Consider the following 22,552-nt stretch of genomic DNA (forward strand, 5'->3'; position numbering starts at 1 on the left):
ACGTTTGTGTTTGTTATTTGTCTGGTAGGGGAAAGCCTCCACAAAAGGAGGTAAAGAAATGGCACAATTTTATGTGAACCAGAACCAGCAGACAGGTGGCGAACACGAAGTGCATGTGGAAGGCTGTGATTTTATGCCTTTTGAGCAGAACTTATTGGAATTAGGCGGTCACGATGATTGCTCAAACGCACTTGAAATTGCCAGAAATACTTACGAAGACGTCAACGGCTGCAAACACTGCTGCCCCGATTGTCACACCAAATAATATTCCCAAAAACCTGAACGTCCATAAAAGGAACCGTTCAGGTTTTTTTATTTGTTTCACTATATGGCAGGTTTGTGGAAGGCTCAGTTTCGAGACTTTGGTTGAGTGGATGGGGCTGCGGGGAATAGATCGCTTTCCGCGGGAGCGCGGTGAGCCTCCTGATATGAACGAAACTGTCAAGATACCCCTACTACATTTATCGTTGGATTAAAATAAGACGCTTTAAAGAAGAGAAGCTGTTTTTAGCTTCTTTATCAATGGTGGATTTTTGTCTTGATAAGACACAGTGGGTCCTTCTTTAGCTTACTGATTCCTTCTCATCCCTTGGAGTGGCTGTCAAGTGCTTTCCTTGACTGTCACTCCAAGGGATGAGACTCTATTTTCAAGCTTAAGAAGATACTTTCCTCCTTTTCGTTAGACGATGAGGGCACGGCACGAAGGCAAAAACTCAGCTGCGGTTAGCATTCTGATATTCGTGGGTTTTCACATTTTATCTTTCCGTATAAAGGACGTTTCCACTAACTCGGAACGTGCGTTAATCTGAGTAGATATAGCACAAAGGAGGCACGTGGGTTTTCCTTTCCGGTGTTCTTCTTTGCCTTCGAGCCCTAATCTCATAAATCTATGGGTAAGAGACTTACGTTTCATCTTTTTATATCTCAGTGCTTAATGGCAGATTTCTTCATCTAATTCTTGAGTCACAGCCCAAATAAATCCTGCCAATTCTCTGGCTACGGCGGTGATTGTTTTCCCCTGTTCTTTTCCTCTAGATAATAAACGAAAGTATTTATTGTGAAGTCTGTGTTGGGCTTTCCAAGAGATCGACAGAATATTGGCCGGCTGTCCTTTTTGTCGTTTTTTCAAATCTCCTTTTACAGCCGGTTGGTGTCGATAACTCCAAGAAGACTCAATCAATAAACGCCTCACATGACGATTTCCTGTTTTCGTGATACTTCCTTGTTTACGACTTTCCCCACTCGACGATTCGCTCGGAATCAACCCTACATACCCCATGAAATGTTTAGCGGTTGAAAAGCGTTTAAAGGAACCAATCTCAGCGACAAGACTTACAGCCGTAATCTGAGCTATTCCCCTTAAGGATTGGAGAGCTTGAATCGTAGGTGCATGAATGCCTTCCGCCGCTTGGATATGAATTTCTTCTTCAAAGCGTTTAATACGCTGTTCAATTTCTTGAAGATGGTGGTAATATTCTTGAAAGACGCAACGTAATAAAGAATTTTCAAGCTTAAGCGCATTTAGCCATTCCCGATATTTCTTTGTCCATGCGTTTACTCCGCTAGGTGGTTGAATGGAATGGCGAAGTAAGAACTTGGTCAAACGGTGTTTAGCCCTTAACTCGTCTTCTTTCGCATCTTCGCGAGCTCTCACAAGATCACGAAGAGCTTCGTCTTCGTGGGTAGGAACATAAATCGAAGTTAACTCACCAGCTCGGTATAATTGAGCGAGGCGGATGGAATCTCGTCGATCGGTTTTAATACGTTCCCCTGGCCTTTGGGGTATTAGAGACGGAGCAATAACCTCACAATGAAGTCCTAAGGCAAGAAACTGCCTGTACAATGGGTATCCAGTAGGTCCAGCCTCATAGCAGAAACGCAAGGTGGAGGGATCTCCGAGTTTTTTCACTAAGTTTCTTATTCCTACTGGGGTGTGAGGAATAACTCCAAAATACCTCGGATTCTCTCTACCTTCCTCCGCAATAGCAACAGCAATTTTTTCTTTTGATACGTCTAAACCTACGTATTTAATGGTATCCTTCATAGTAACTAGCTCCTTCCGTAATGTAGCTCTGATTTAGGTAGTGTTTTTAACAGTAAACAGTCTACCCAACTCAACCTACGATTTTACGAGTAAGGGGCTAGTTTCGTTCATGATAACTCGGGGTCTCACCCTGCACTTTTTTCCCTCTTCAATATCCGGTTCCGGCGCCTAGCGGCTAGTGAGACTTCCCTCGCTTCTGTACGATAAGTCAACATCGAATCACTCCGTTCTTCGTGTTTCCTTTATCTCCGCCAGCTCCGTCCAGTCCATACGCCGCTGATCAAGGCGCCTGCACACTTAAGTTAGGAGTCTCACCATTCCCCTCCGCCCCTTAGCCAAGTAAGGTTCTCGAAACCACTACTTAAAAAATCACTTGTATGGTTATGAGTAGTGAATGATATAAACTCTATCCCATTGAAGTTTAGGATACGCGAATGCTTGATACAACACACTATATGCCCGCCCAGGGGAGAAGAATTGGAACCTTACTTATGAATACATGTGTTCTAATCATCCACTTCCTTCAACCATACAAGCTGTCCCTTTTAGAAGTGGTTTCGAGACACTTATAAAGTAAAGGGGCGGAGGGAAACGGTGAGACTCCTATGGGACGTGTGGGACAGGTGAGACCCCGGAAGGCGTAGCCTGAGGAGGCTCACCGCCCGCCCCATGGAAAGCGAATCTTTTCCCGGAGCCCCTAGAACCACATAATCGTCTCGAAACTGAGTCTTCCAGAATAGGGAGCGTATATGGAATAGAAAGGAATTGGTGTGCTGAACTGGTACTTCTTCTCAGGGATATTGTTTGCTTTGATGCAAATAGTAAACGTGAAGATTAATCCTGAGGAGGATGTAAGATGAAGAAAAAATGGTTTATTCTATTCGCAGCACTCATGATGATTGCCATGTTGGCTGCTTGTAATACATCAGAAGAGCGCGCGCGTGAAAGTCAGAGGAACAACTTAAATCAAGTTAGTTTTGGACCGGAAGACCAAGGTATGCAAGGAGACGGAAATCAACCAAGAGGAATGGATCCAGGGTCATACGGCCAGAACCGCTTTGATGCCAATATCCCTTTTGAAGGGATGAATCCAAATGGTGCGAATGGATCCATTCAAGGTCCATACTTCTTTGACCAGGACGGTCGGTACACACAAGATTCTCAAGGTAGAGATCAGGCGCAGAGACAAACCCCTGATCAAGCTGAGCAGAATCGTGATAATACTGCACGAGAGAGCGATGAGGCAACGGGTGATTTTCAACAGCAGGTCATTGATTTGACGAACAAAGCTCGCGAAAAAAATGGCCTGAAACCTCTTAAGAATAGCAATGATGTAGAAGAAGTCGCTCAAACGAAATCTGAGGATATGGCGAAGAATGATTATTTCTCCCATACATCCCCAACTTACGGAAGTCCTTTTGATATGCTGAGGGAATTCGGAGTCGATTATTCAACAGCAGCTGAGAACATTGCTGCAGGACAGCAGTCTCCTCAATCCGTTGTCGATGGTTGGTTAAACAGTTCAGGTCACCGTAAAAATATTATGAACAAAAATGTTACTCACATTGGTGTCGGATATGCGAAAGACGGCAATTACTGGGTGCAGATGTTTATAGCAAAATAAGTAGATGTGACGCTTGGTTATCATCAGGCGTCATGTTTTACATACAAATCAAGGCAGGGATAGAGGATGAAGAAGATATGGATCCTGGTCATGGTGTTCGCTGTCATTCTGGCACCTTCTGACCTAGCAGCTTTTAAAGAAAAAAAATTGGTCGCCATCGGGGATTCCATTCCATTTGGTTATAATTTGGATGAAGAAAATAAAAAACCTCCAAAAGAATCATTCCCGTCTTTGATTGGAATGAAAAAAGATATAGAAGTGACCAATTTAAGTATTCCCGGTCTGACATCTGCCGAATTGTTAACAGCGGTACGATCCAATAATATCTTCAGAGAAAATCTTAAAAATGCTGATTATGTCATTGTGTATATCGGTGGGAACGATTTATTAAATGTCGTCAAAAAGAATGGAGGTCTGGATGGTTTAAAAATGGAGGATGCAGCCCCTGTTATTCGAGATCTTATTTATAATGTCTATTCAACCATTCTTGAGATTGACGAATTGACGAACGGGAAGGTGCTCGTCTACAACATATACAATCCTTATCCTGCTGCCGGAGACCAGTTGAACACACCACTTGCTTATATTAACCAGCAGTATGCTTCCTTAATCAAGCTGCTGAAACATTTTGCATCCGTTACTCTAGTCGATGCCTATAAGGCATATCATGGACACCCTGAATACATCATCAAAGGGGATGTTCACCCAACGGCAAAAGGGCAGAAAGTATTGGCGAAGATTGCATTAAAACACATGGACTAAGTCAAGCTTGGTGGTGGGTGTCTCTTCTATGTTTCATGTATAATGGAGATACGGTTATTTTGGAGGTGTTTGATATGGTTAGATTTGGAATTATAGGAACCAATACCATTACAGAAAAATTTATTGAGGCAGCGAAACAGCATGCTCAATTCACATTGCAGGCGGTCTATTCTCGTACAGAAGAGAAAGCAGCCACCTTTGCATCCAAACATGGTGCACTTGAGACGTACACAGATATAGAAGAGATGGCAGCCAGTTCGAATGTGGATGCGGTTTATATTGCAAGTCCTAATGCTTTCCATGCGGAACAGGCGAAAACGATCATGCGGAAAGGGACGCATGTCTTATGTGAAAAACCAATGGCTTCTAATCAACAGGAGATCGCTTCCATGATCGAAGTAGCCAAAGAAGAAGACGTTTTGTTAATGGAAGCAGTGAAGTCTACACTCATGCCCGGTTTTTTGAGCATTCAGGAGCATCTACATAAAATCGGTGAAGTGAGACGCTTTGTCGGGAATTTCAGCAAGTATTCCTCTCGTTATGATGCATATAAAAGAGGAGAAGTCCTAAACGCATTCAAGCCTGAACTATCGAATGGTTCTTTGATGGACCTTGGTATTTATGGAATTTATCCGATGGTCGTATTATTCGGTGCGCCCAAACATGTCCAGGCTAATTCCGTGTTTTTGGATTCTGGTGTTGACGGTCAAGGTAGTGTAGTTGCCGTTTATGATGGGATGGAAGGAGTGGTGATGCACTCCAAAATCGTGGACTCCCATGCACCTTCTGAAATTCAAGGAGAAAAAGGGACCATGCTTATTCCTAATATTTCTGAGCCTAAAGGTATAAAGATCATTTATAGAGATGAATCAGTGGAAGAGCTCTCTTTTGAAGATGAGTTTTCACCTATGTATTATGAAGCAGCTGAATTTATCAGTCTGGTGGAGAAGGAAAAAGATCGGTCGGAGAATAATTCGTTGGAGCATACGCTGATTACAGCGAAAGTCATGGAGGAAGCCCGCCGGCAAATCGGCCTGGTTTATCCGAACGACCGCTCTTAGGGTCCTGCAAAAAGAGGCACTCACTTGCGGGTGTGCCTCTTTTTTCTATTGTTCTTTCAGTTGATTTGATACGTCCGTGAGGCTTTCTAGCTGGTCCGCCCTTCGCTTATGGTGGATGCCCCATTCGTTCATTTTCTCCAGGAATAAGACCGTTGTCCGCCCGTAAGGTGTCACCCGATACTCCACTCTGGGAGGCATGGTTTCATAATCGATACGTTCAACTAAACCGTCCTGGATGAGTTTTTTCAGTTCTCTGGCAAGGATTCGGGAAGAGATATTTCCATCAAGGGACCGGCGCAGTGCATTAAACCGCAGATGATTTTCGTGAATGAGTTTCCAAAGAATTAACCCTTTCCACTTTCCGCACACGACTTCAAGAGTGACATCAAGGCCGATCCCCTCTTCCTTCATCAGCTTTCACCTCGCGTTATTTTTTTGTGGTCTGTCCCTGTTTTTGCATGGCTTTTTCATAGCCTTCCAATACTCCCTGGGCATAGACTTTGTTCAAGACAGTCATGGTCTGAGGGATGACTTTTTCTTCTTCCGATTCCGAGACTTGGTTTAATAAGTCTACGAGTTCTAATAATTCTTCAGTGACGGGAAAAATCGGTTTTATATTGTCCAAAAAGGATCACCTTCCTGTTTGTTCGGGAAAATACTATTAATATAATTCTATTTGCTTTTTATCCAGGTAACAAGTACTTACATAAATGTGTGTGTTCCATTGACTATTATGACTTATTCTAGTGTAAATAATCAACAAATAAGTCCGGGGTTTTGGCTCAGTGGCGCGTATTTGCAGAAGGTTCCTTGTTGTACAAAAGTTATACTGAAATAGTTGGTCTTGTTGTTTTTGTATAACGGAATGATTCAACAATCCCAAACCATGCATAAACATCATCTTTTTAATAACGAAGACATTTCCTGTTTGTATAACGGGTCTTTAAATTGACACACGTTTGGAGGATTTTGTATGCGTACGATTTTTTCTTATACTTTTCCTTATAAAAAGTCTGCATCGATCGCCCTTTTTCTTATGTTCATAGAATTAATGGTGGAGTTAGCCCAGCCCATACTCATGGCCAAAATCATAGATGAGGGAATCATAGCTGAAGATTTTGACGCCGTTTTGCTTTGGGGAGGTGTGCTTTTAGGCTTATCATTGCTCGCTTTTACCGCAGGTGTGACCAACTCTTTCTTTGCTGCAGACCTGAGTCAGGGGGTCGGTTATGACCTGAGAAAAGATTTATTTTCAAAAGTACAGAAATTTTCAGCACGCCATTTCCAAAACGTCACGACGCCAAGCTTAGTCACAAGGATCACTAATGATGTGATCCAAATTCAAAACTTACTATTCATGTTTGTAAGAATTGGGCTCAGAGCTCCACTTTTTATTATATTTGCTTTAGTGATGGCTTTTACGATTGACGTGGAAATGGCCTTTTACCTACTGGGTAGTGTACCTGTGTTTTTATTGTTTTTATTCTTCCTTCTTACCAGAGGAATCAAGTGGTTTAAGGAAGTTCAGCAGAAACTCGATGGACTCAATACCATCATTCGAGAAAATATAGCCGGGATCCGCTTAATTAAAGGCTTTAATAGAAAAGAGCATGAAGAGAAGAGATTTCAACAAGCGAATGAATCGTTGATTCTTCAGAATAAAAAAGCATTATGGCTCATGGAAGTAGCTATGCCTGTCGTCATGTTTGGGATGAACATCGTCATCCTTGTCATCCTTTTTGTTGGAGCACAAATATTAAGCAATACAGGCGTGGAAGCTGGAGAACTGGTCGCCATCATCAACTACTCGACTAGAATTTTATTCACTTTTTCTGTTTTTACATTTCTGATCATGGTCATTTCACGAGGGCAGGCCTCGGCTGAGAGGATTGCCGTCGTGCTCCATCAAACCATAGATGAGGATCCGTCTGGGGAGGACAAAGAACTGGATGGAGCGGTCCGCTTCCGTAATGTTTCTTTTCATAGGGATGGTCACCATGTGCTGAAAAACTTGAACTTCCATGCTCTTCCATGTAGTACTGTCGGAATTATTGGGGAAACAGGTTCTGGAAAAACATCTTTGCTTCATTTAATACCCCGATTGTATGAAAAGAATGCGGGTCAACTCTTTTTGGATGGGGTGGAAATCGAAAATCTCAATGTGAAACATATAAGAAAACAAATCAGCCTTGTCCCCCAGGAGGTTCATTTGTTTTCAGGTACAGTAAGAGAAAACATTGCCTGGGGAAAGAAGGAGGCGACACGTGAAGAGATTGTGGAAGCGGCTAAGAAGTCGCAGATTCATGATTTTATTACCGCCTTGCCAAATGGTTATGAGACACAGATCGGTCAGAAAGGGATCGTCTTTTCTGGTGGTCAGAAGCAGCGCCTCTCGATAGCGCGAGCCCTTGTACGCCAACCTCGGATTTTGATTTTAGATGACAGTACGAGTGCGCTCGATGCCCATACCGAAAAGGAACTTTTACAAACGCTCGACGAACAACCATCTACCGTGTTTCTCGTTGCTCAAAAGGTCAGTTCAATTCAAAATGCAGACCTCATCCTGATTCTCCACCAAGGCGAAATCATCGCTCAGGGTACCCATAACGAATTGCTTCAGGAAAGTGAGTATTACGCTGAGATCCATCAATCTCAACAAGAGGGGGTGACGTCATGAGTGGAAATTCTAAACCGAAAATGGGGCACCCTCATGGGGTTGGTTCAAAACCTCCGAAAGTTGAGAATATCGGAGGTACGCTACGGAGAATTTGGCGTTATATGGCAGAGGAAAGAGTAAGGTTTATTACTGTTTTGGCCGCCATCCTGATCAGCTCCTCTTTATCTTTACTGGGCCCTTATCTTCTGGGGCTCACCGTCGACATGGTGATAGACAGTCCTGAATCAGATACCCTCCTTACTATGCTGGGCAGCTTGTGTCTTGTCTATTTGTTCCATTCACTTTTTCTATGGCTGCAAAATTATTGGATGATCGGCATTGCCCAAAATGCGGTCCGATCAATGAGATCCCATCTATTTTCACACGTCCAGCTACTACCAGTTCTCTTTTTCCAAAAAATGCAGCAGGGGGAGTTGATGAGCAGACTTACGAATGATATTGAGAACGTAAGTCGGACATTAAATACAGCAGTCGTACAATTTTTCACAAGTTTATTGACGATCCTGGGCACGTTAATCATTATGCTCTGGTTAAGCCCAATGTTGACACTGCTGACATTGACCATCATTCCTGTCATGTACTTTGGGATGAAATGGATCACAAACCGCACCGGTCCGTATTTTAAAAAGCAGCAAAAAGACCTTGGTGAAGTGAATGGCTATGTAGAGGAAATGTTCTCTGGTCAGCCCATCATCAAAATGTTTTCCAAAGAGGAAGATGTCATTGGTGAGTTTAGAGAAAAAAATAAAGCGTTAAGAAAATCCGGATATTTTGCGCAAGTGTACACAGGTTTTATACCAAAACTGATGAACATGTTGAACAATGTAAGCTTCGCGATTATTGTCGGAGCAGGCGGGCTGCTTGCTCTGAACGGATCGATTTCAATAGGGATCATCGTCACGTTTACGACATATTCCCGCCAATTCACTCGCCCGTTGAACGACCTCGCCAATCAATTCAATATGATTTTGTCGGCCGTGGCCGGCGCAGACAGGGTTTTCCAAGTGATTGATGAAAAAGAAGAAAGACTGGACGAAAAGAACGCGCGGAATATTTCAGAAACCCAAGGAAATATCCGATTTGAGCATGTCGAGTTCTCTTATGAAAAAGGTCAGCAGACACTCACTGATATCACTTTTGAAGCAAAAGCCGGAGAAACGGTGGCGCTTGTGGGTCCTACAGGTGCAGGGAAAACGACAATCATCTCTTTGTTGTCTCGATTCTACGACCCGGACTCAGGACATATTCTGTTAGATGGCGTCGACCTGAAAGGTGTGACAAGAGATAGTTTGAGAAGAAAGATGGGAGTCGTCCTCCAGGATGCTACCATGTTCCATACGACCATAAGGGAAAATATCCGGTACGGACGGCTGGATGCCACAGATGCTGAGGTTGAACAAGCCGCCAGATCAGCTATGGCCCATGATTTCATTACCCGACTTCCAGAAGGGTACGATACGGTTCTTGATTCAGATGGTAAAGGGGTGAGTCATGGACAAAGGCAGCTGTTGTCCATAGCTCGTGCAATGATTGCAGATCCATCATTGCTCATTTTAGATGAAGCGACAAGCAGCATCGATACGGTAACAGAAATGAAAATTAATGCCGGTCTCACAAATTTAATGAAAAGGCGGACCAGTTTTGTCATCGCTCACCGCCTGCATACCATACGCTCAGCTGATGTCATCCTTGTACTCAAGAATGGGAAGATTGTTGAAAAAGGGAACCACCGGACGCTTATGGAAGAAGATGGGGACTATGCCGCTCTTATAAAAGCTCAAACATCAGAGAGGACAGAAAGAGGATACGGTTAAGTCTCACACCTCCGCCCATCTTCCCGCATAAGATGAGGAAAAGGGAGGGGTGACCATGTCACTAAATCAACCGTATCCTTACTGGACCGATCTGCCTTATGCCGGCGAAAGCCGACCACCATCAACGAACGAAGGGGTGGAGTTTGAAGCAGGGAAATGGAAAACCTATTTTATTGAACACAGCCGGAGGCACGGGTTTAAAACGTTGGATGGAAGCCCGATACGATTAGCCATCAAAGACCCAAAGACCATTGATTGGCATAGGGAATTGAAAGTAGTCAAAGAAACCTTAGCGCATTTAACAACGGACCAAAGGAAAATTGCTGTGTACTGGGGAGAGGGGGCAGCGTCAAAGCAATGGGTCCCCATCGTTGATCGTCTAATTGATACTTATGGTGTAGAAGCTCCAAGAGCCGCTCGTATTTTAGGGGCTGTTTTCAGTGGAATGAATGATGCCTTTGTCGTGTGCTGGTCGATGAAATACCGCTGGCTGGTACCGCGCCCAAATCAATTAGATCCTCAACTACGGACAGTGATTTGTACACCAAAACACCCTTCCTATCCATCCGGACACGCAACGATTTCCGGAGCTGCAGAAATCATCCTCAGTTATTTTTTCCCTGCTGAACGAAGGAAGCTGAGGGAGTTGGCTGAAGAAGACGCCCGCTCAAGACTTTATGCCGGCGTACACTTCCCTGTGGATAATGACGAGGGTCTCCGCCTTGGGAGACAAATCGGCCGCATCGTTGTAGAAGAGTTAAAGAAAGACAATGTCGAAGGCCGTCCGCTTGATCGTCCCTTTACAGAATATCGAAACGCAGATATCTATCCTTCCGACTATAGGCAGGCTATACCTTTCCGATTTGACCAAAAATGCGGTTCCTTGCTCCTTGATTCTACGGATCATGAAGAATCTTCCCCTTATACCGATTGGATCGATCCAAAAATATTCTATTAACAAAAAGAACCACGCCTTAGGTGTGGTTCTTTTTATTCTGTATAATGGCAGGTTTCTTGAAGACTCAGTTTCGAGACTTTTATTGAGTGGGTAGGGGGCTGCGGGGAATAGCTCGCTTTCCGCGGGAGCGCGGTGAGCCTCCTCGGACTGCGTCCTGTGGGGTCTCACCCTGCACTTTTTTCCCTCTTCAATATCCGGTTCCGGCGCCTAGCGGCTAGTGAGACTTCCCTCGCTTCTGTACGATAAGTCAACATCGAATCACTCCGTTCTTCGTGTTTCCTTTATCTCCGCCAGCTCAGTCCAGTCCATACGCCGCTGATCAAGGCGCCTGCACACTTAAGTTAGGAGTCTCGCCATTCCCCTCCGCCCCTTAACCAAGTAAGGTTCTCGAAACCACTACTTAAAAAATCACTTGTATGGTTATCAGAAGTGAATGATATAAACTCTACCCCATTGACGTTTAGCGAACACAAATGCTTGATACAACAAACTATATGCCCGCCTAGGGAGAAGAATTGGAACCTTACTTATGAATACAGGTGTTCTAATCATCCACTTCCCTCAATCATTCAAGCTGACCATTTTAGAAGTGGTTTCGAGACACTTATAAGGTAAAGGGGCGGAGGGAAACGGTGAGACTCCTATGGGACGTGTGGGACAGGTGAGACCCCGGAAGGCGTAGCCTGAGGAGGCTCACCGCCCGCCCCATGGAAAGCGAACCTTTTCCCGGAGCCCCTAGAACCACACAAACATCTCGAAACTGAGTCTTCAAGTATAGGGAGCTTTACTTTAAAAAGTAGACAAGTTTTCGGTGTCTCTATGCATATAAATGAACTAACGAAACAAGAGGAGGGGTACGGCGTGGATGCATGGATCTTGTCTGCACGGAAAGTCGGTCTACTTTTCGGTGCCATTATTATCGCTTTTGCTGCTTACTTTATCGGGAGCTTTTTCTGGAAAGGAGCCATCTCGACCTCGACAGAGCCAGTGAATGGAGAACCCAGGGTCATTAATCTGGTGACAGGTGAATTCAAAGCAGAAACGGCAGATGGAAAAGAAATTGAAGCGTACCGTTGGGATCCGGGAACGATTTTTGTGGAAAAAGATGAACCATTTAAACTGAGTATTTACGGCGTGAATGGAAAAGAGCACCCTTTCTACATTGAAGGTACGGATGTCAAAGGCATGGTGGAGCAAGGGAAAGAGACGGTCTTAGATCTTCAATTCAAAAAAGAAGGTATTTACCGTTTGATCTGCACCACCCATGCCGCAATCGCTACAGATGGTCCGATGATTGCTTACATCGTGGTTGATTAACCAGAACGGAGGGACGGGCTCATTGTTCCTCTTTTTTTCAATCTCTTAATAAAAAGGGGGGAAGGGATTGGTTGTCTTAGTTGTAAGCTCTATTGTACTGGGATTATCCATTGCCGCACCTGTCGGACCGATAAATATAGAAATCATGAGGCGGGGTCTTACTTATGGGTTTTGGTCTGCTTTTTGTGTAGGACTTGGAGGCATGTCTTCCGATTTATTACTGATGGCGGCTATGTTCTTTGGAGTCGGTGTGTTTTTGACGTGGACATGGGTGCAAGTTATATTAATGCTCGTTGGGGGCATCGTCTTGGTCCACGCAGGTTGGACGAGCCTTCGATCCAAAGAAGAATGGAGGGTGGAGGAAGGTTATGAACGGCACAGTAAAGGGCAAGCTCTACTCTCTTACATAAGAGGTGTGGTCATTGCAGGGACGAACCCAATGAATCTATTGTTTTGGATTAGCATTTATGGATCGGTTTTAAGTGGGGCTTTACAAGAAGAGAACATGTTTCGCTCGTTTATCATCAGTTCTATGGTTTTTCTTGGGATTGGTTTGTGGAATGCGAATTTAGCATTTTTCGTTCATTTTGGAAGATACCTTGTAAACTCTTCTCTATTAAAATGGGTCCAGGGTATAGCAAGTCTCATCCTTATTTATTACGGTTTCAAATTCGGCTGGATTGGAATAAGTGTCCTTTTTAAAAGCTTTGCTATGTAATAGACACAGGACTAACCACTAAGTTATAAAACTAAATGGCAGGATTTTGGAAGACTCGATTTCGAGATGTTTGTGTGGATTTAGGGGCTCCGGGAAAAGATTCGCTTTCCGTGGGCGAGTGATGAGCCTCCTCGAGCTAACGCTCTGCGGGGTCTCATCTACCACGCACTTCCCACAGGAGTCTCACCGTTTCCCTCCGCCCCTTTGCCATATGAGGTTCTCGAAATCCCTCTTATAGTACCTTGCCTAAAACTGCTATAAATCCTGTAAACCGCGTTGATATAGGATTCTCAACCATAAAAGCTCCTATTGCTGGAAGGTAGTTTCGAGAATTTATTCCCCGTAGCCCCCATCCACTCAACAAAAGTCTCGAAACTGAGTCTTCAAGAAACGGGAGCTTATCTGAAAAAGGGTAAATGTAAGGTAAAAAAAGGAGTCCCTGCTAGATAGGGACTCCTTTTTTTAGTGGATGCAAATCAACTTATATCGTTTGAATCATTCGTTTATCAATGAAAGGCCACGATTTAAGATGCATTCGACTCTTTTATTATTTTGTTGATTTCATTTTTGTAAAGGTCCGAACGTCCACCGAAGATGGCTTGGATATTTTGGTCCACTTTGACGACACCTGCGGCTCCAAGTTCTTTTAAGCGATCTTCATTGATCTGGCCTACTTCAGAAACTTCGACACGTAACCTTGTGAAGCAAGCGTCGACGTGCTTCAAGTTTGATTCTCCACCAAGAGCTTCCATGATGGCAGCGGCTGTCTCTTTTGTTTGACTACCTTTGCCGCCTTTTTTCTGCTCGTTGAAGTCTTTACGTGTGTATAGCTTGTTCTCTTGTCCTCCACGACCTGGTGTGGCAAGGTCCCACTTTTTGATAGCAAAGGAGAAAGAGAAATAATAGATGACGAAAAATACAGCACCTGCGACAAGGTTTACCCACCAGTTTCCTGTTCCAGGCAAAGCGTTGACGAGGATGAAGTCGATTAACCCAGAACCACCTGCCCAGCCAAGGTGTACATCAAGCATGTACATGACGGCAAATGAAATACCGGCAAGAAATGCGTGGAAGACGAACAATAGTGGAGCAACAAATAAGAATGTAAATTCGATTGGTTCTGTGATTCCTGTTAAAAAGGCTGTACCTGCAGCGGCAATGAGCATTCCTTTTACGACAGGCTGATTCTTCTTATCTGCGCGGCGGTACATGGCAAGCGCAGCTCCTAGAAGTCCGAACATGATGACAGGGAATTTACCTGCCATGAAGCGGCCGGCTGTAACTTCGACACCTTCTGCAATCTGTGCGAGGAAGATGTACTGGTCTCCGGAAACGGCACTGCCAGCTACTTCAGCCGTCCCGCCTAGTGATGTCCATAGGAATGGAGCATACCAGATGTGGTGCAGACCTGTTGGAATTAACGCACGTTCTAAGAAGCCGTAAAGTCCGATGTATAAAGGGTTTGTCGCACCGTTGGCAATGACGTTTGAAACTGCGTTGATGCCCCCTTGAATCGGTGGCCATACGACCATCATAGCAAGAGCAAGAAAGATGGACGAAAAGACCATGGCAATACCCACTGAGCGGTCACCGGCAAAAAAGCCGAGAACTTCTGGAGGATCGAACTCATGGAACTTGTTATAAATCCAAACGGCTAAGAGTCCGACGACAATCCCGCCAAGAACCCCTGTTTCCAGTGTGGGAATACCGAGAGCCATCCCGTATTCTCCGCTTTCACTGACCATTTCAGGGGTGATCCCTAAGGCGAAGGAGATGGTTTTGTTCATAATGATGTAACCGAGGAGGGCTGCCAGGGCGGCAATCCCCGATCCACCTGTTAATCCGATGGCAACACCGATGGCGAAGATGACAGCCAGGTTGTTAAAGATGCTGATTCCGATATCAGACATTCCGTTACCAATGAGTTGAATGATGTCATTTTGTAGAAAAGTGAGTGTATCAGCGAGTGGTCCTGTCAACGCAGCTCCAAGCCCTAGCAAAATACCGGCAGCAGGGAGCAATGCGACGGGAACCATCAGTGACTTTCCGAACTTCTGTAAGCTTCCAAAGTATTTCTTCACTTCTGATCCTCCTTTATAGGGAAACGCTTTCTTGTTTGAGATAGAGGAGACCCCGGAATGGGCCGGGGTTCCATTTGATTATTTTGATGTCACAAGTTGTTTGTTGGCATGTAATTCAGGCCAGTACTGCTGGTTCGCTTCAATCATGTCATCCAGGATTTTGCGCGCGCGAGGTGCGTCTACGACCGTACGGTTCAACGTTAAGGCCTGGAGTGCTTTTTCGTAGCTGTTCTCATAATACGCATCGACGACAAGCTTCTCATAGGCAAGCTGACCTTCAATCAACCCTTTATAGAAGGTGGAAATGTTTCCGACGGCGAATGGCTTCGGTCCACGATTTGTAATCATCGCTGGAACTTCAACCATTGCATCGTCTGGAAGGTTAGCAATTGTACCATTGTTTTCAACCATGACGATGAAAATGTCTCCATTGTTGTATGCCATGGATGCAGCGACGCGGATCATGTAACGACCATGGATGTCCACTTCAAGTTCAACATTAGCTGTTGTACCATCTGCAATGATTTGATCTGCCAATGTGTGGACACGTTTTTCACGACCATTGATGACCTGGCGGGCACGTGTATTGGCCACGTCTTCTTTTTCTACCATTTGAGAAGGATAGAGATAATATTGCAAGTACGTGTTCGGCAGGTATTCAGGGAAGTCTGTCACCATTTGCTCCACCTGTTTGAACGTTTTGATCCAGGAAGGGTCGTTGGCGATTTCTGCATCTTCAGGAATAAAACCATCTTCAGTGATGGCACGTTTGATTGTACCTGTGTGATCGTTTCCGTCCTTGTCGGAAATTTTCGTGAACCAGCCGAAGTGGTTCAGACCGAAGTATTCAGGGACAAGGTCGAAGACGTCTTTTCCAAGGATCCCTGCGTAACTGACCATGATCGCTGCCGGCATATCGCAAATGTTCAAAAGCTTTTTATCTTCCGGGAATTCGCGGCGTAGAGCTTCTGCAACAATCGCTGCCGGGTTCGTGTAGTTTAGAATCCAGGCATCAGGAGAATAATGACGGATGTCGTTGACAAGGTCGATCATATCTCCGATGGAACGCAGTCCGTAAGCCATTCCACCAGGTCCACAAGTTTCTTGACCAACAGCACCGTGGTTTAGAGGGATTTGCTCGTCCTGCTCTCGCATCGAAAGGCCACCTGTACGAATTTGGACGAAAACGAAATCTGCATCCGTCAGAGCTTCTTCTTTATCTGTCGTGTAATGGAAGCCCTCCAATTCCGGATACTTTTCACGAAGGATGATTTCTGTTGCTTTCGCAATTTTCTCCTGACGTTCTGCGTTCGTGTCATAAAAGGTAATCGTTTTCAAAGGAAACTGCTCTTTTTCTGCTACAAGACTCATAATCATACCGATCGTGTACGTGCTGCCCCCACCTACGACAACAAGGTTTTGTTTTTTCATATTCATGACCTCCAATAAAGGTATTATATTTGTTTTATTTTTAACTTAATATGAATATAATACATATTGGTGAAAGCGTCAACATTTGTATCGTATTTTTTAAAACATTTCGTTATAATGATGGATAGAGATAGGTTTTGACTTGGTTGGAAATACGGGAATGGGACGCCACATCCCCGCATCACACAAGTCATTAGTAATGGGAGGAATCAAAAATGGCTGCGCCTTTGTATCGTAGAATTGCTCAACAAATTAAAGAGGAAATCCAATCGGGAATATGGAAAGAAGGGGAAGCGATCCCGACAGAAATGCTTCTGTCAGAAAGGTATGAAGCATCACGGGTGACGGTCAGACAGGCAATCAAAGGTCTTGTCGAAGAGGGCCTTCTTGAGAAGAGACAGGGGAGCGGTACGTATGTGAAAGAGCAGAAGATTGAACACAACATTTTCGAACTGCTGAGTTTCACGGAAGAAATGAGACGCTTAAACAAGGAACCTGTGAATAAAGTCCTCCACTTTGAATTGAAAGAAGCAGAGGATCATGTGAAACGCATGCTTCAACTTGCTGATGGGGAGAAGGTTTTTTACGTCCGCCGTCAAAGACTTGTCGATGATATCCCCTATGTCGTTGAGGATACGTATCTACCGGTTTCCATGTTTCCGAATCTATCTTATGGGATTATGACCGGTTCGAAATATGATTATATTGAAAAAGAAGTGGGGATGAAAATCAAAGACAGCTTTCAGGAAGTCATCCCGGTGCTGCCTTCAACGGATATTGCGGAAGCACTAACGGTCGAGGAGTCTATGCCGATCTTGAAAATTCAATTGTATAGTGTTTTTGTTGATGGTTCGATCTTTGAATATAGTGAAAACTATTTTAAGAGTGATGAATACAAGTTTACGCTTAGGGCTTCCAGACCCTGAACGGCTGCCAACCCTAGACGAAAAGCACAGGCGGAGATGCCTGTGCTTTATTGATGGTCCGATCTGTAGGGAAAGTGTTCAGGGGAAAATCTCTCCGTTTCAGATTCAGGTCCTTTGATTATGAGGGTGAGGAAGGTGGCTGTTGGATTTTATTTTGTTTTCTCGACTTGAAAAGCAAGCCCGTCCAAACGATTAAAGGAATGATGAGGCCGTGCGTAAAGGCAAAAGGAAACCATGTTTCATTGATGAATGTCTCAAAATAAGCGACATCCGGGTAAGCGATAATGGACAATACGACCATCCCCATTCCTAAGGGGAGCAATAAAGGACGGTGGTCATCCATGGTCAGAAATTGGGCGATGCCAACAGTGGTTGAATAATAAAGAATGACCATTTTAAAGAAGATTGTAATCATCCAAATGATGGCGATGATAATCTCCAATCCTTCTAAAAAACCAGCGATATTAATTTTTTGAGCCAACTTGTAGCTTGGATAGGTGTTCAAAGCCGTTAAATCGCTGCCTAATATGAGAGTGCATAAAAGAGTAATTAACGTTAAGACAGCGCCGCCAATGAAAGTACCTAATAACCAGGCTTTTTTCTTTGTCTTCCCGTCTTTGACATACGGGATAATCATAAGAAAAGTGACCATTTCTAATAATGGTGTGCCGATCACGAATGTAGAAGTTTCCAGGACAGGAACAATCCCATTGCTGAGAACCGGTTGTAAATTCTCCATTTTTATTTGCGGGGATAATGTGATCGTGAAAAAGACCAACAGGAGGACAACCCAGGGCATAAACATTTCTGAAGATCGTCCAATGGCTTCTAGTCCAAGGTAGGCTCCCCATATGACTACGATCAAAAAAAGGATATGAGTAAACTGCAAGGGTGTTTCAGGAATGATTTGGGTAGTCATGAAATCGCCGATGTTTCTTAAAACAAGGGAGGCAAGAATATAAAGGAAAGAGAGATAGAAAAAAAGCAGCACCCGGCCCAGCCAGTTTCCAAAAACGGAAATCGTGGCCTGGACGAATGTTTGTCCTTTCATCAGTGTTGCGATGTGATTGTATAGAACAACAAGGAGAAGTCCAACAGCAACCGAAATGAATATGGACATCCAGGCATCCTGTTTCGCGTTGGCCGTAAGCGGAGTAGGAACGATCAAAATGGAACTTCCCACAGAAAACAAGATGACTAAGAACATAAACTGCCGTGGGCTGATCGTCTGATTATCCATATCTACACCTCTTATCATTTAGAATCCAATCATTTTATAGAAACTTTGAATAAGGTCGAGCGGGTTCGGAATCTCAACCTCCAAGCTTTCCAATACACTAATGATTGTGAAGGAAAGAAGGAAAATCGTGAAAAACCACGCTTCTTTTGTTCTGTTTTTTTTGTGCAGCCTGGGGAATTCAAGGAAGAAAATCCCCAGGGCGAGAACGATGATGGAGACCATAGACCACATGTGAATCACACCTATTCTTCTTTTGTGATGGGTTGGGTGGAATTGCCTTTTCTTCGAATTTGAGCTTTGACTTGAATATCGATCTTTAATTCTTTGAACTTGCTATTCCAACTTTTTTCAACCGTCTTCCAATAGGCAGGATTTTCTCGATGAATGAGATTACCGAACCCGAAAATATCACTTCCGAAATCTTCTTGCGCTGCCTTGATTGCAGCTTCCATCTTCTGCTTGACCCTTTTTTCAACTTCTCCATTAATGGTTTCAATGGACTCTGCCTTCGTAAGATCAATGGGGCAGTCCAATTCTCCTACATTACCTTCCAATTCTAATTCAATGGATATGGCAGGGTCCCCTTCCGCGAACTTTGCTTTTGAACTGTTGTCTATACGCAGCACTTCTATACTAATAAGTCCTTCATCTTCGCAAGGGTATGAAACGGTTGTACTTTCTATGTCACCTGTTATATAGTTCAAACCTTTGCTTTCCTCCGGTGTTAACCAGCCGATCAATCGATCCTCTTCCATAACGGCAAGGTTATCAATTCGTAATTGTGTAGGGGCGTCTATTTTTTCTATGTTCTCAATCGCTGTACCAGTTTCAGCCTTCCCATCAAGGAGCAGGCCTGGGAGCACTGGGTTTTGCCCTTTGCTAAGGATTTGACCAATCAATTCATCAATGACAACCCCTTTTGAACTTCCTAGACTCCTCTGTACGGCTTCCATCGAATGCATGAGTTTGTTGGCAGGAACTTTTTCATACGGAGTGAGGACCTTCAAAAGATCTTTCACTCCTGTATCCTTAGCGATGGTCACAAAAAATGCAGTCCGGAATTCATGGTCTCTATAAAAAAGATCAAGAGATGGGAGGATGCCTTCCTCTGCCAATCTGTTTCCGATTACAAGGAGGCGTAATTGTGACAGATACATCTTCCTCGGAGACTTTTCTGTCATATTCCGAAAAGCCTCAAAGAGGGAATCCCCTGTAGATTCATAAATGGAAACAGGGGGCCTTGTAGTCGGTGCATCTGTCGCTATTTCTGACGGGTTGATAACTTGGGTGATCAATAGGAACTGGTCGTCTTCTGTTTTATCAATTCCGACAGCTACGACAATTCCAAGGTCATCTAATTCTTTACTATTCCAACATCCGGAAAGAAGCAGGAGACAAACCACCAGGAAGATTGCTTTAATATATTGGTTCATCGACATCCCTACCTCTCCTTTGAAGTGGAATCGACACGTTTTTGGTCGCTTTTTGTAAAGAAACTAGGCCGGGAAAGAAGGCCCCAATGGGGTAAACGGATCAATACATCTTTTTGGTCTTTCCCAATCATAGGTGCGAGAGGGGCCATATAAGGCTTTCCGAACGATTTTAAGCTACTTAAATGAAAAACCATGGCAATCATACCTAAAATGATACCGAATAGCCCAAAAGTGGCTGCCAGAATCATCATTGGAAAACGGAGAATTCTGATCGAGATCGCCATATTGTAAGCAGGGAACACGAAACTGCTGATTGCCGTAATGGCTACCACGATGACCATGGCAGGAGAAACAAGGCCCGCTTGGACAGCTGATTGGCCGAGTACGAGTGCCCCAACAATGGAGACAGCGGAACCGACGGGTTTTGGTAGACGGATTCCGGCTTCCCGAAGTACTTCAAAAGTCAATTCCATCATTAAAGCTTCTACAAAGGCTGGAAAAGGTACCCCGTCCCTCTGAGAAGCAAGACTGATCAATAGTGGAGGGGGAATCATTTCCTGGTGGAACGTTGTAAAAGCAATATAGATCGATGGCATAAACAAGGCTACCGAAAAACAAAACAATCGGAGTAATCTTACAAGTGTTCCGATATCTGCTCTTTGGTAATAGTCCTCACTGGACTGCATGAAATTCACAAAAAGAGCAGGCACTAAAAGGACATTCGGCGTACCATCAATCAGGATAGCAACCCTGCCTTCCAGGATTCCCCCGGCAATGGCATCTGGCTTTTCTGAATTATATACCGTAGGGAACGGGGAATACTGAGCATCCTGAATGAATTCCTCAATATATCCACTTTCTAACACAGCATCAATATCAATCTGGTCCAGTCTTTCATTGACTTGATCAAGGACTTCTTTTTCAGCTGTGCCCTCTAAATACACGATGGCAACATCCGTACAAGTTTTCCTTCCGATGGTTTTCGCCTCTACTCTGAGGTGAGGATCTTTAATTTTCCGTCTTAATAGAGCGGTATTTGTTCTGATCGTTTCAGTGAAGGCTTCTTTCGGCCCGCGGATGACGCTTTCTGATGTAGTTTCTTGGACGCCTCTGTCGCGCCAGCCTTTTGTACTTGCGGATAAAGCTTTCGTTTGCTTGTCCAGGAGTAAAATGGTTTCACCAGAAAGTAATTTCTTCAGTAGGTCCTGTTTATCTTTCACTTCCGCCATTTCACCAATGGGGAGGTTCGCATCCTTAATGGATTCATATAGATGGTGAGTCAAATGCCTTTTTTCTGGAACCTCAAGCATTAAAGATTCCAAAATGAAGTTTTGTACCGTGTTCTTATCCACAAGTCCATCCATGTAAAGGACAGCAGCGGATGTCTGATGAATGGAAAAGGGACGTGTCACAAGGTCCGAGCTATTTCCAAGTGTTGTGCGGATATCGTTCAAATTTTCATCTAATGACCGATAGAGAGGTTGAGTGCTTGGGGATGTCTTTTCATTCGTTGTTATATCCTTCACAAACTCACACCTCCGCTGTTTTTCATTAGCATGTTCATCTATTGGGAATTTATGAAACGTATCCCTTCTTTTTAACTATGTTTGATCATAGGTGCAAGGTGCAAAAAAGAGATGGAGTTTATGGGAGGAAGGTTCTCCCAAGGTCTGTGGGAGGGGGCAAAAAAACGGCTCGTAGAAGAACGAGAATGGCCGTTGTGAAAATACGAGGGACCGCAAGCGGCAGGATGATGCAGAAATACGTCTGCATCATGGAGGCACCGTCCATTTTAGCGGATTCCTCAAGGTCGAACGGAATCTTACGGGAAAAAAGTAACGAGCAGTCAGATCGATAGAGGCAGGGCGAACGTTGTGTAAGAAGGGGAACATGGATAACGATAAGATCCCCACAAGAATGACCAGGTAGAAGGTAAGGGGCTTTATTGAGGGGGTATCGGTCTGCGGAAATAGATCATGTCCATCCCTTTGATCCCATTTTCATAAAAGGGATCCGAGTAATGAAGGAAAAAGTCATGATGAATTTCATGGAACCGAAAACCAGCTTTCTGATAAAAGGCTAAGTTTTCAATACTAGAATTAGAAGTTCCGACAAGCATTTCTTTGTACCCTTTTTTTTGAAAAAGAATACAGGATGCATCAATCACTTGTTTCCCTAACCCTTTTCCTCGAAAGGCTTCTTGTATGGCAATATTCTTGATTTCGACCGTGTGCTCTCCGGGAAATACGAATAAACAGACACCGATATGCACATCGTCTAAGTAAATGGTATAGAACAAACCATCATCGATATAGCTCTCTATTATGGTTTCAGACTCATCGGCTAACAGTAGGTCTGCCATGAAACGGCGGCGCTCGTTCGTTTCAACTAAATGGATACGGCTCATTAGATCCTGCTCCTTTATGTTCGGCTATTATCGTAAGGATGTGGTTATGATAACATAAG

Annotated in this window: 20 protein-coding genes and 1 pseudogene; 10 read left to right on the forward strand and 11 right to left on the reverse strand. The window is 44.1% G+C overall.

The window, feature by feature from the left end; translation table 11 throughout:
- Positions 1-58: 58 nt before the first annotated feature.
- Positions 59-265, forward strand: coding sequence for a hypothetical protein (locus ACQ4XT_RS06545; RefSeq protein ID WP_446852964.1), 207 nt, complete (start codon positions 59-61; stop codon positions 263-265).
- Positions 266-931: 666 nt separating this feature from the next.
- Here the strand turns inward: ACQ4XT_RS06545 and ACQ4XT_RS06550 are convergent.
- Positions 932-2,044 carry an IS110 family RNA-guided transposase gene (locus ACQ4XT_RS06550; protein WP_446852965.1) on the reverse strand — a complete coding sequence of 371 codons (1,113 nt, stop codon included), beginning with the start codon at positions 2,042-2,044 and terminating at the stop codon, positions 932-934.
- 856 nt (positions 2,045-2,900) lie between these two features.
- Here ACQ4XT_RS06550 and ACQ4XT_RS06555 point away from each other — a divergent pair.
- The 3 genes from ACQ4XT_RS06555 (at position 2,901) to ACQ4XT_RS06565 (ending at position 5,491) form a co-directional block, all read left to right on the forward strand.
- On the forward strand, positions 2,901-3,668 hold the full coding sequence (locus ACQ4XT_RS06555; RefSeq protein WP_446852966.1) for a CAP domain-containing protein: 768 nt from the start codon (positions 2,901-2,903) through the stop codon (positions 3,666-3,668).
- Between the two features lie 66 nt (positions 3,669-3,734).
- Positions 3,735-4,430 carry an SGNH/GDSL hydrolase family protein gene (locus ACQ4XT_RS06560; RefSeq protein ID WP_446852967.1) on the forward strand — a complete coding sequence of 232 codons (696 nt, stop codon included), beginning with the start codon at positions 3,735-3,737 and terminating at the stop codon, positions 4,428-4,430.
- 74 nt (positions 4,431-4,504) lie between these two features.
- A complete protein-coding gene (locus tag ACQ4XT_RS06565) occupies positions 4,505-5,491 on the forward strand; it encodes a Gfo/Idh/MocA family protein (protein ID WP_446852968.1) in 987 nt (328 codons plus the stop codon).
- A 45-nt stretch (positions 5,492-5,536) separates the two neighbouring features.
- On the opposite strand, the gene ACQ4XT_RS06570 is transcribed toward ACQ4XT_RS06565, so the two are convergent.
- Positions 5,537-5,902 (reverse strand): winged helix-turn-helix transcriptional regulator, encoded by a 366-nt coding sequence (locus ACQ4XT_RS06570; protein WP_446852969.1) that lies wholly within the window; start codon positions 5,900-5,902, stop codon positions 5,537-5,539.
- 16 nt (positions 5,903-5,918) lie between these two features.
- Entirely contained in the window at positions 5,919-6,116 is a 198-nt protein-coding gene (locus tag ACQ4XT_RS06575; protein ID WP_089654887.1) for a hypothetical protein, read from the reverse strand.
- 348 nt (positions 6,117-6,464) lie between these two features.
- Here ACQ4XT_RS06575 and ACQ4XT_RS06580 point away from each other — a divergent pair, with 348 nt between their 5' ends.
- From ACQ4XT_RS06580 to ACQ4XT_RS06600, 5 genes are all read left to right on the forward strand, one after another.
- Positions 6,465-8,168, forward strand: coding sequence for an ABC transporter ATP-binding protein (locus tag ACQ4XT_RS06580; RefSeq protein WP_446852970.1), 1,704 nt, complete (start codon positions 6,465-6,467; stop codon positions 8,166-8,168).
- The gene (locus ACQ4XT_RS06585; RefSeq protein ID WP_446852971.1) at positions 8,165-9,982 is read left to right on the forward strand and encodes an ABC transporter ATP-binding protein; all 1,818 of its coding nucleotides are present in this window, start codon (positions 8,165-8,167) and stop codon (positions 9,980-9,982) included. The genes ACQ4XT_RS06580 and ACQ4XT_RS06585 overlap by 4 nt, the downstream gene beginning before the upstream one ends.
- Positions 9,983-10,037: 55 nt before the next feature.
- A complete protein-coding gene (locus tag ACQ4XT_RS06590) occupies positions 10,038-10,940 on the forward strand; it encodes a vanadium-dependent haloperoxidase (RefSeq protein WP_446852972.1) in 903 nt (300 codons plus the stop codon).
- A gap of 861 nt (positions 10,941-11,801) precedes the next feature.
- A complete protein-coding gene (locus ACQ4XT_RS06595) occupies positions 11,802-12,257 on the forward strand; it encodes a cupredoxin domain-containing protein (protein ID WP_446852973.1) in 456 nt (151 codons plus the stop codon).
- Positions 12,258-12,324: 67 nt separating this feature from the next.
- On the forward strand, positions 12,325-12,975 hold the full coding sequence (locus ACQ4XT_RS06600; RefSeq protein WP_446852974.1) for a LysE family translocator: 651 nt from the start codon (positions 12,325-12,327) through the stop codon (positions 12,973-12,975).
- A gap of 524 nt (positions 12,976-13,499) precedes the next feature.
- Here ACQ4XT_RS06600 and ACQ4XT_RS06605 read toward each other — a convergent pair.
- Together ACQ4XT_RS06605 and ACQ4XT_RS06610 are read right to left on the reverse strand one after the other, a co-directional pair.
- Positions 13,500-15,056, reverse strand: a complete 1,557-nt coding sequence (locus ACQ4XT_RS06605; RefSeq protein ID WP_446852975.1) for a PTS transporter subunit EIIC — start codon at positions 15,054-15,056, stop codon at positions 13,500-13,502.
- A 78-nt stretch (positions 15,057-15,134) separates the two neighbouring features.
- On the reverse strand, positions 15,135-16,487 hold the full coding sequence (locus ACQ4XT_RS06610; RefSeq protein WP_446852976.1) for a 6-phospho-alpha-glucosidase: 1,353 nt from the start codon (positions 16,485-16,487) through the stop codon (positions 15,135-15,137).
- A 215-nt stretch (positions 16,488-16,702) separates the two neighbouring features.
- On the opposite strand from ACQ4XT_RS06610, the gene ACQ4XT_RS06615 reads away from it, so the two are divergent.
- Positions 16,703-17,413 carry a GntR family transcriptional regulator gene (locus ACQ4XT_RS06615; protein ID WP_446852977.1) on the forward strand — a complete coding sequence of 237 codons (711 nt, stop codon included), beginning with the start codon at positions 16,703-16,705 and terminating at the stop codon, positions 17,411-17,413.
- A gap of 118 nt (positions 17,414-17,531) precedes the next feature.
- Here the strand turns inward: ACQ4XT_RS06615 and ACQ4XT_RS06620 are convergent, their stop codons facing one another.
- The 6 genes and pseudogenes from ACQ4XT_RS06620 to ACQ4XT_RS06645 all read right to left on the reverse strand — a co-directional run bounded on the left by ACQ4XT_RS06620 (position 17,532) and on the right by ACQ4XT_RS06645 (position 22,511).
- Complete coding sequence (locus tag ACQ4XT_RS06620; RefSeq protein ID WP_446852978.1) at positions 17,532-18,653, reverse strand: GerAB/ArcD/ProY family transporter; 1,122 nt, start codon at positions 18,651-18,653, stop codon at positions 17,532-17,534.
- Between the two features lie 18 nt (positions 18,654-18,671).
- A complete protein-coding gene (locus tag ACQ4XT_RS06625) occupies positions 18,672-18,884 on the reverse strand; it encodes a hypothetical protein (protein WP_446852979.1) in 213 nt (70 codons plus the stop codon).
- An 11-nt stretch (positions 18,885-18,895) separates the two neighbouring features.
- The gene (locus ACQ4XT_RS06630) at positions 18,896-20,092 is read right to left on the reverse strand and encodes a Ger(x)C family spore germination protein (protein ID WP_446852980.1); all 1,197 of its coding nucleotides are present in this window, start codon (positions 20,090-20,092) and stop codon (positions 18,896-18,898) included.
- A gap of 2 nt (positions 20,093-20,094) precedes the next feature.
- Positions 20,095-21,612 (reverse strand): spore germination protein, encoded by a 1,518-nt coding sequence (locus ACQ4XT_RS06635; protein WP_446852981.1) that lies wholly within the window; start codon positions 21,610-21,612, stop codon positions 20,095-20,097.
- 166 nt (positions 21,613-21,778) lie between these two features.
- Positions 21,779-21,965 (reverse strand): annotated as a pseudogene (locus tag ACQ4XT_RS06640) (ABC transporter permease subunit); the annotation flags it as partial.
- Between the two features lie 63 nt (positions 21,966-22,028).
- Positions 22,029-22,511 (reverse strand): GNAT family N-acetyltransferase, encoded by a 483-nt coding sequence (locus tag ACQ4XT_RS06645; protein WP_446855609.1) that lies wholly within the window; start codon positions 22,509-22,511, stop codon positions 22,029-22,031.
- Between the last annotated feature and the right edge of the window lie 41 nt (positions 22,512-22,552).

Source organism: Halobacillus sp. 12SKB (genome assembly GCF_052941655.1).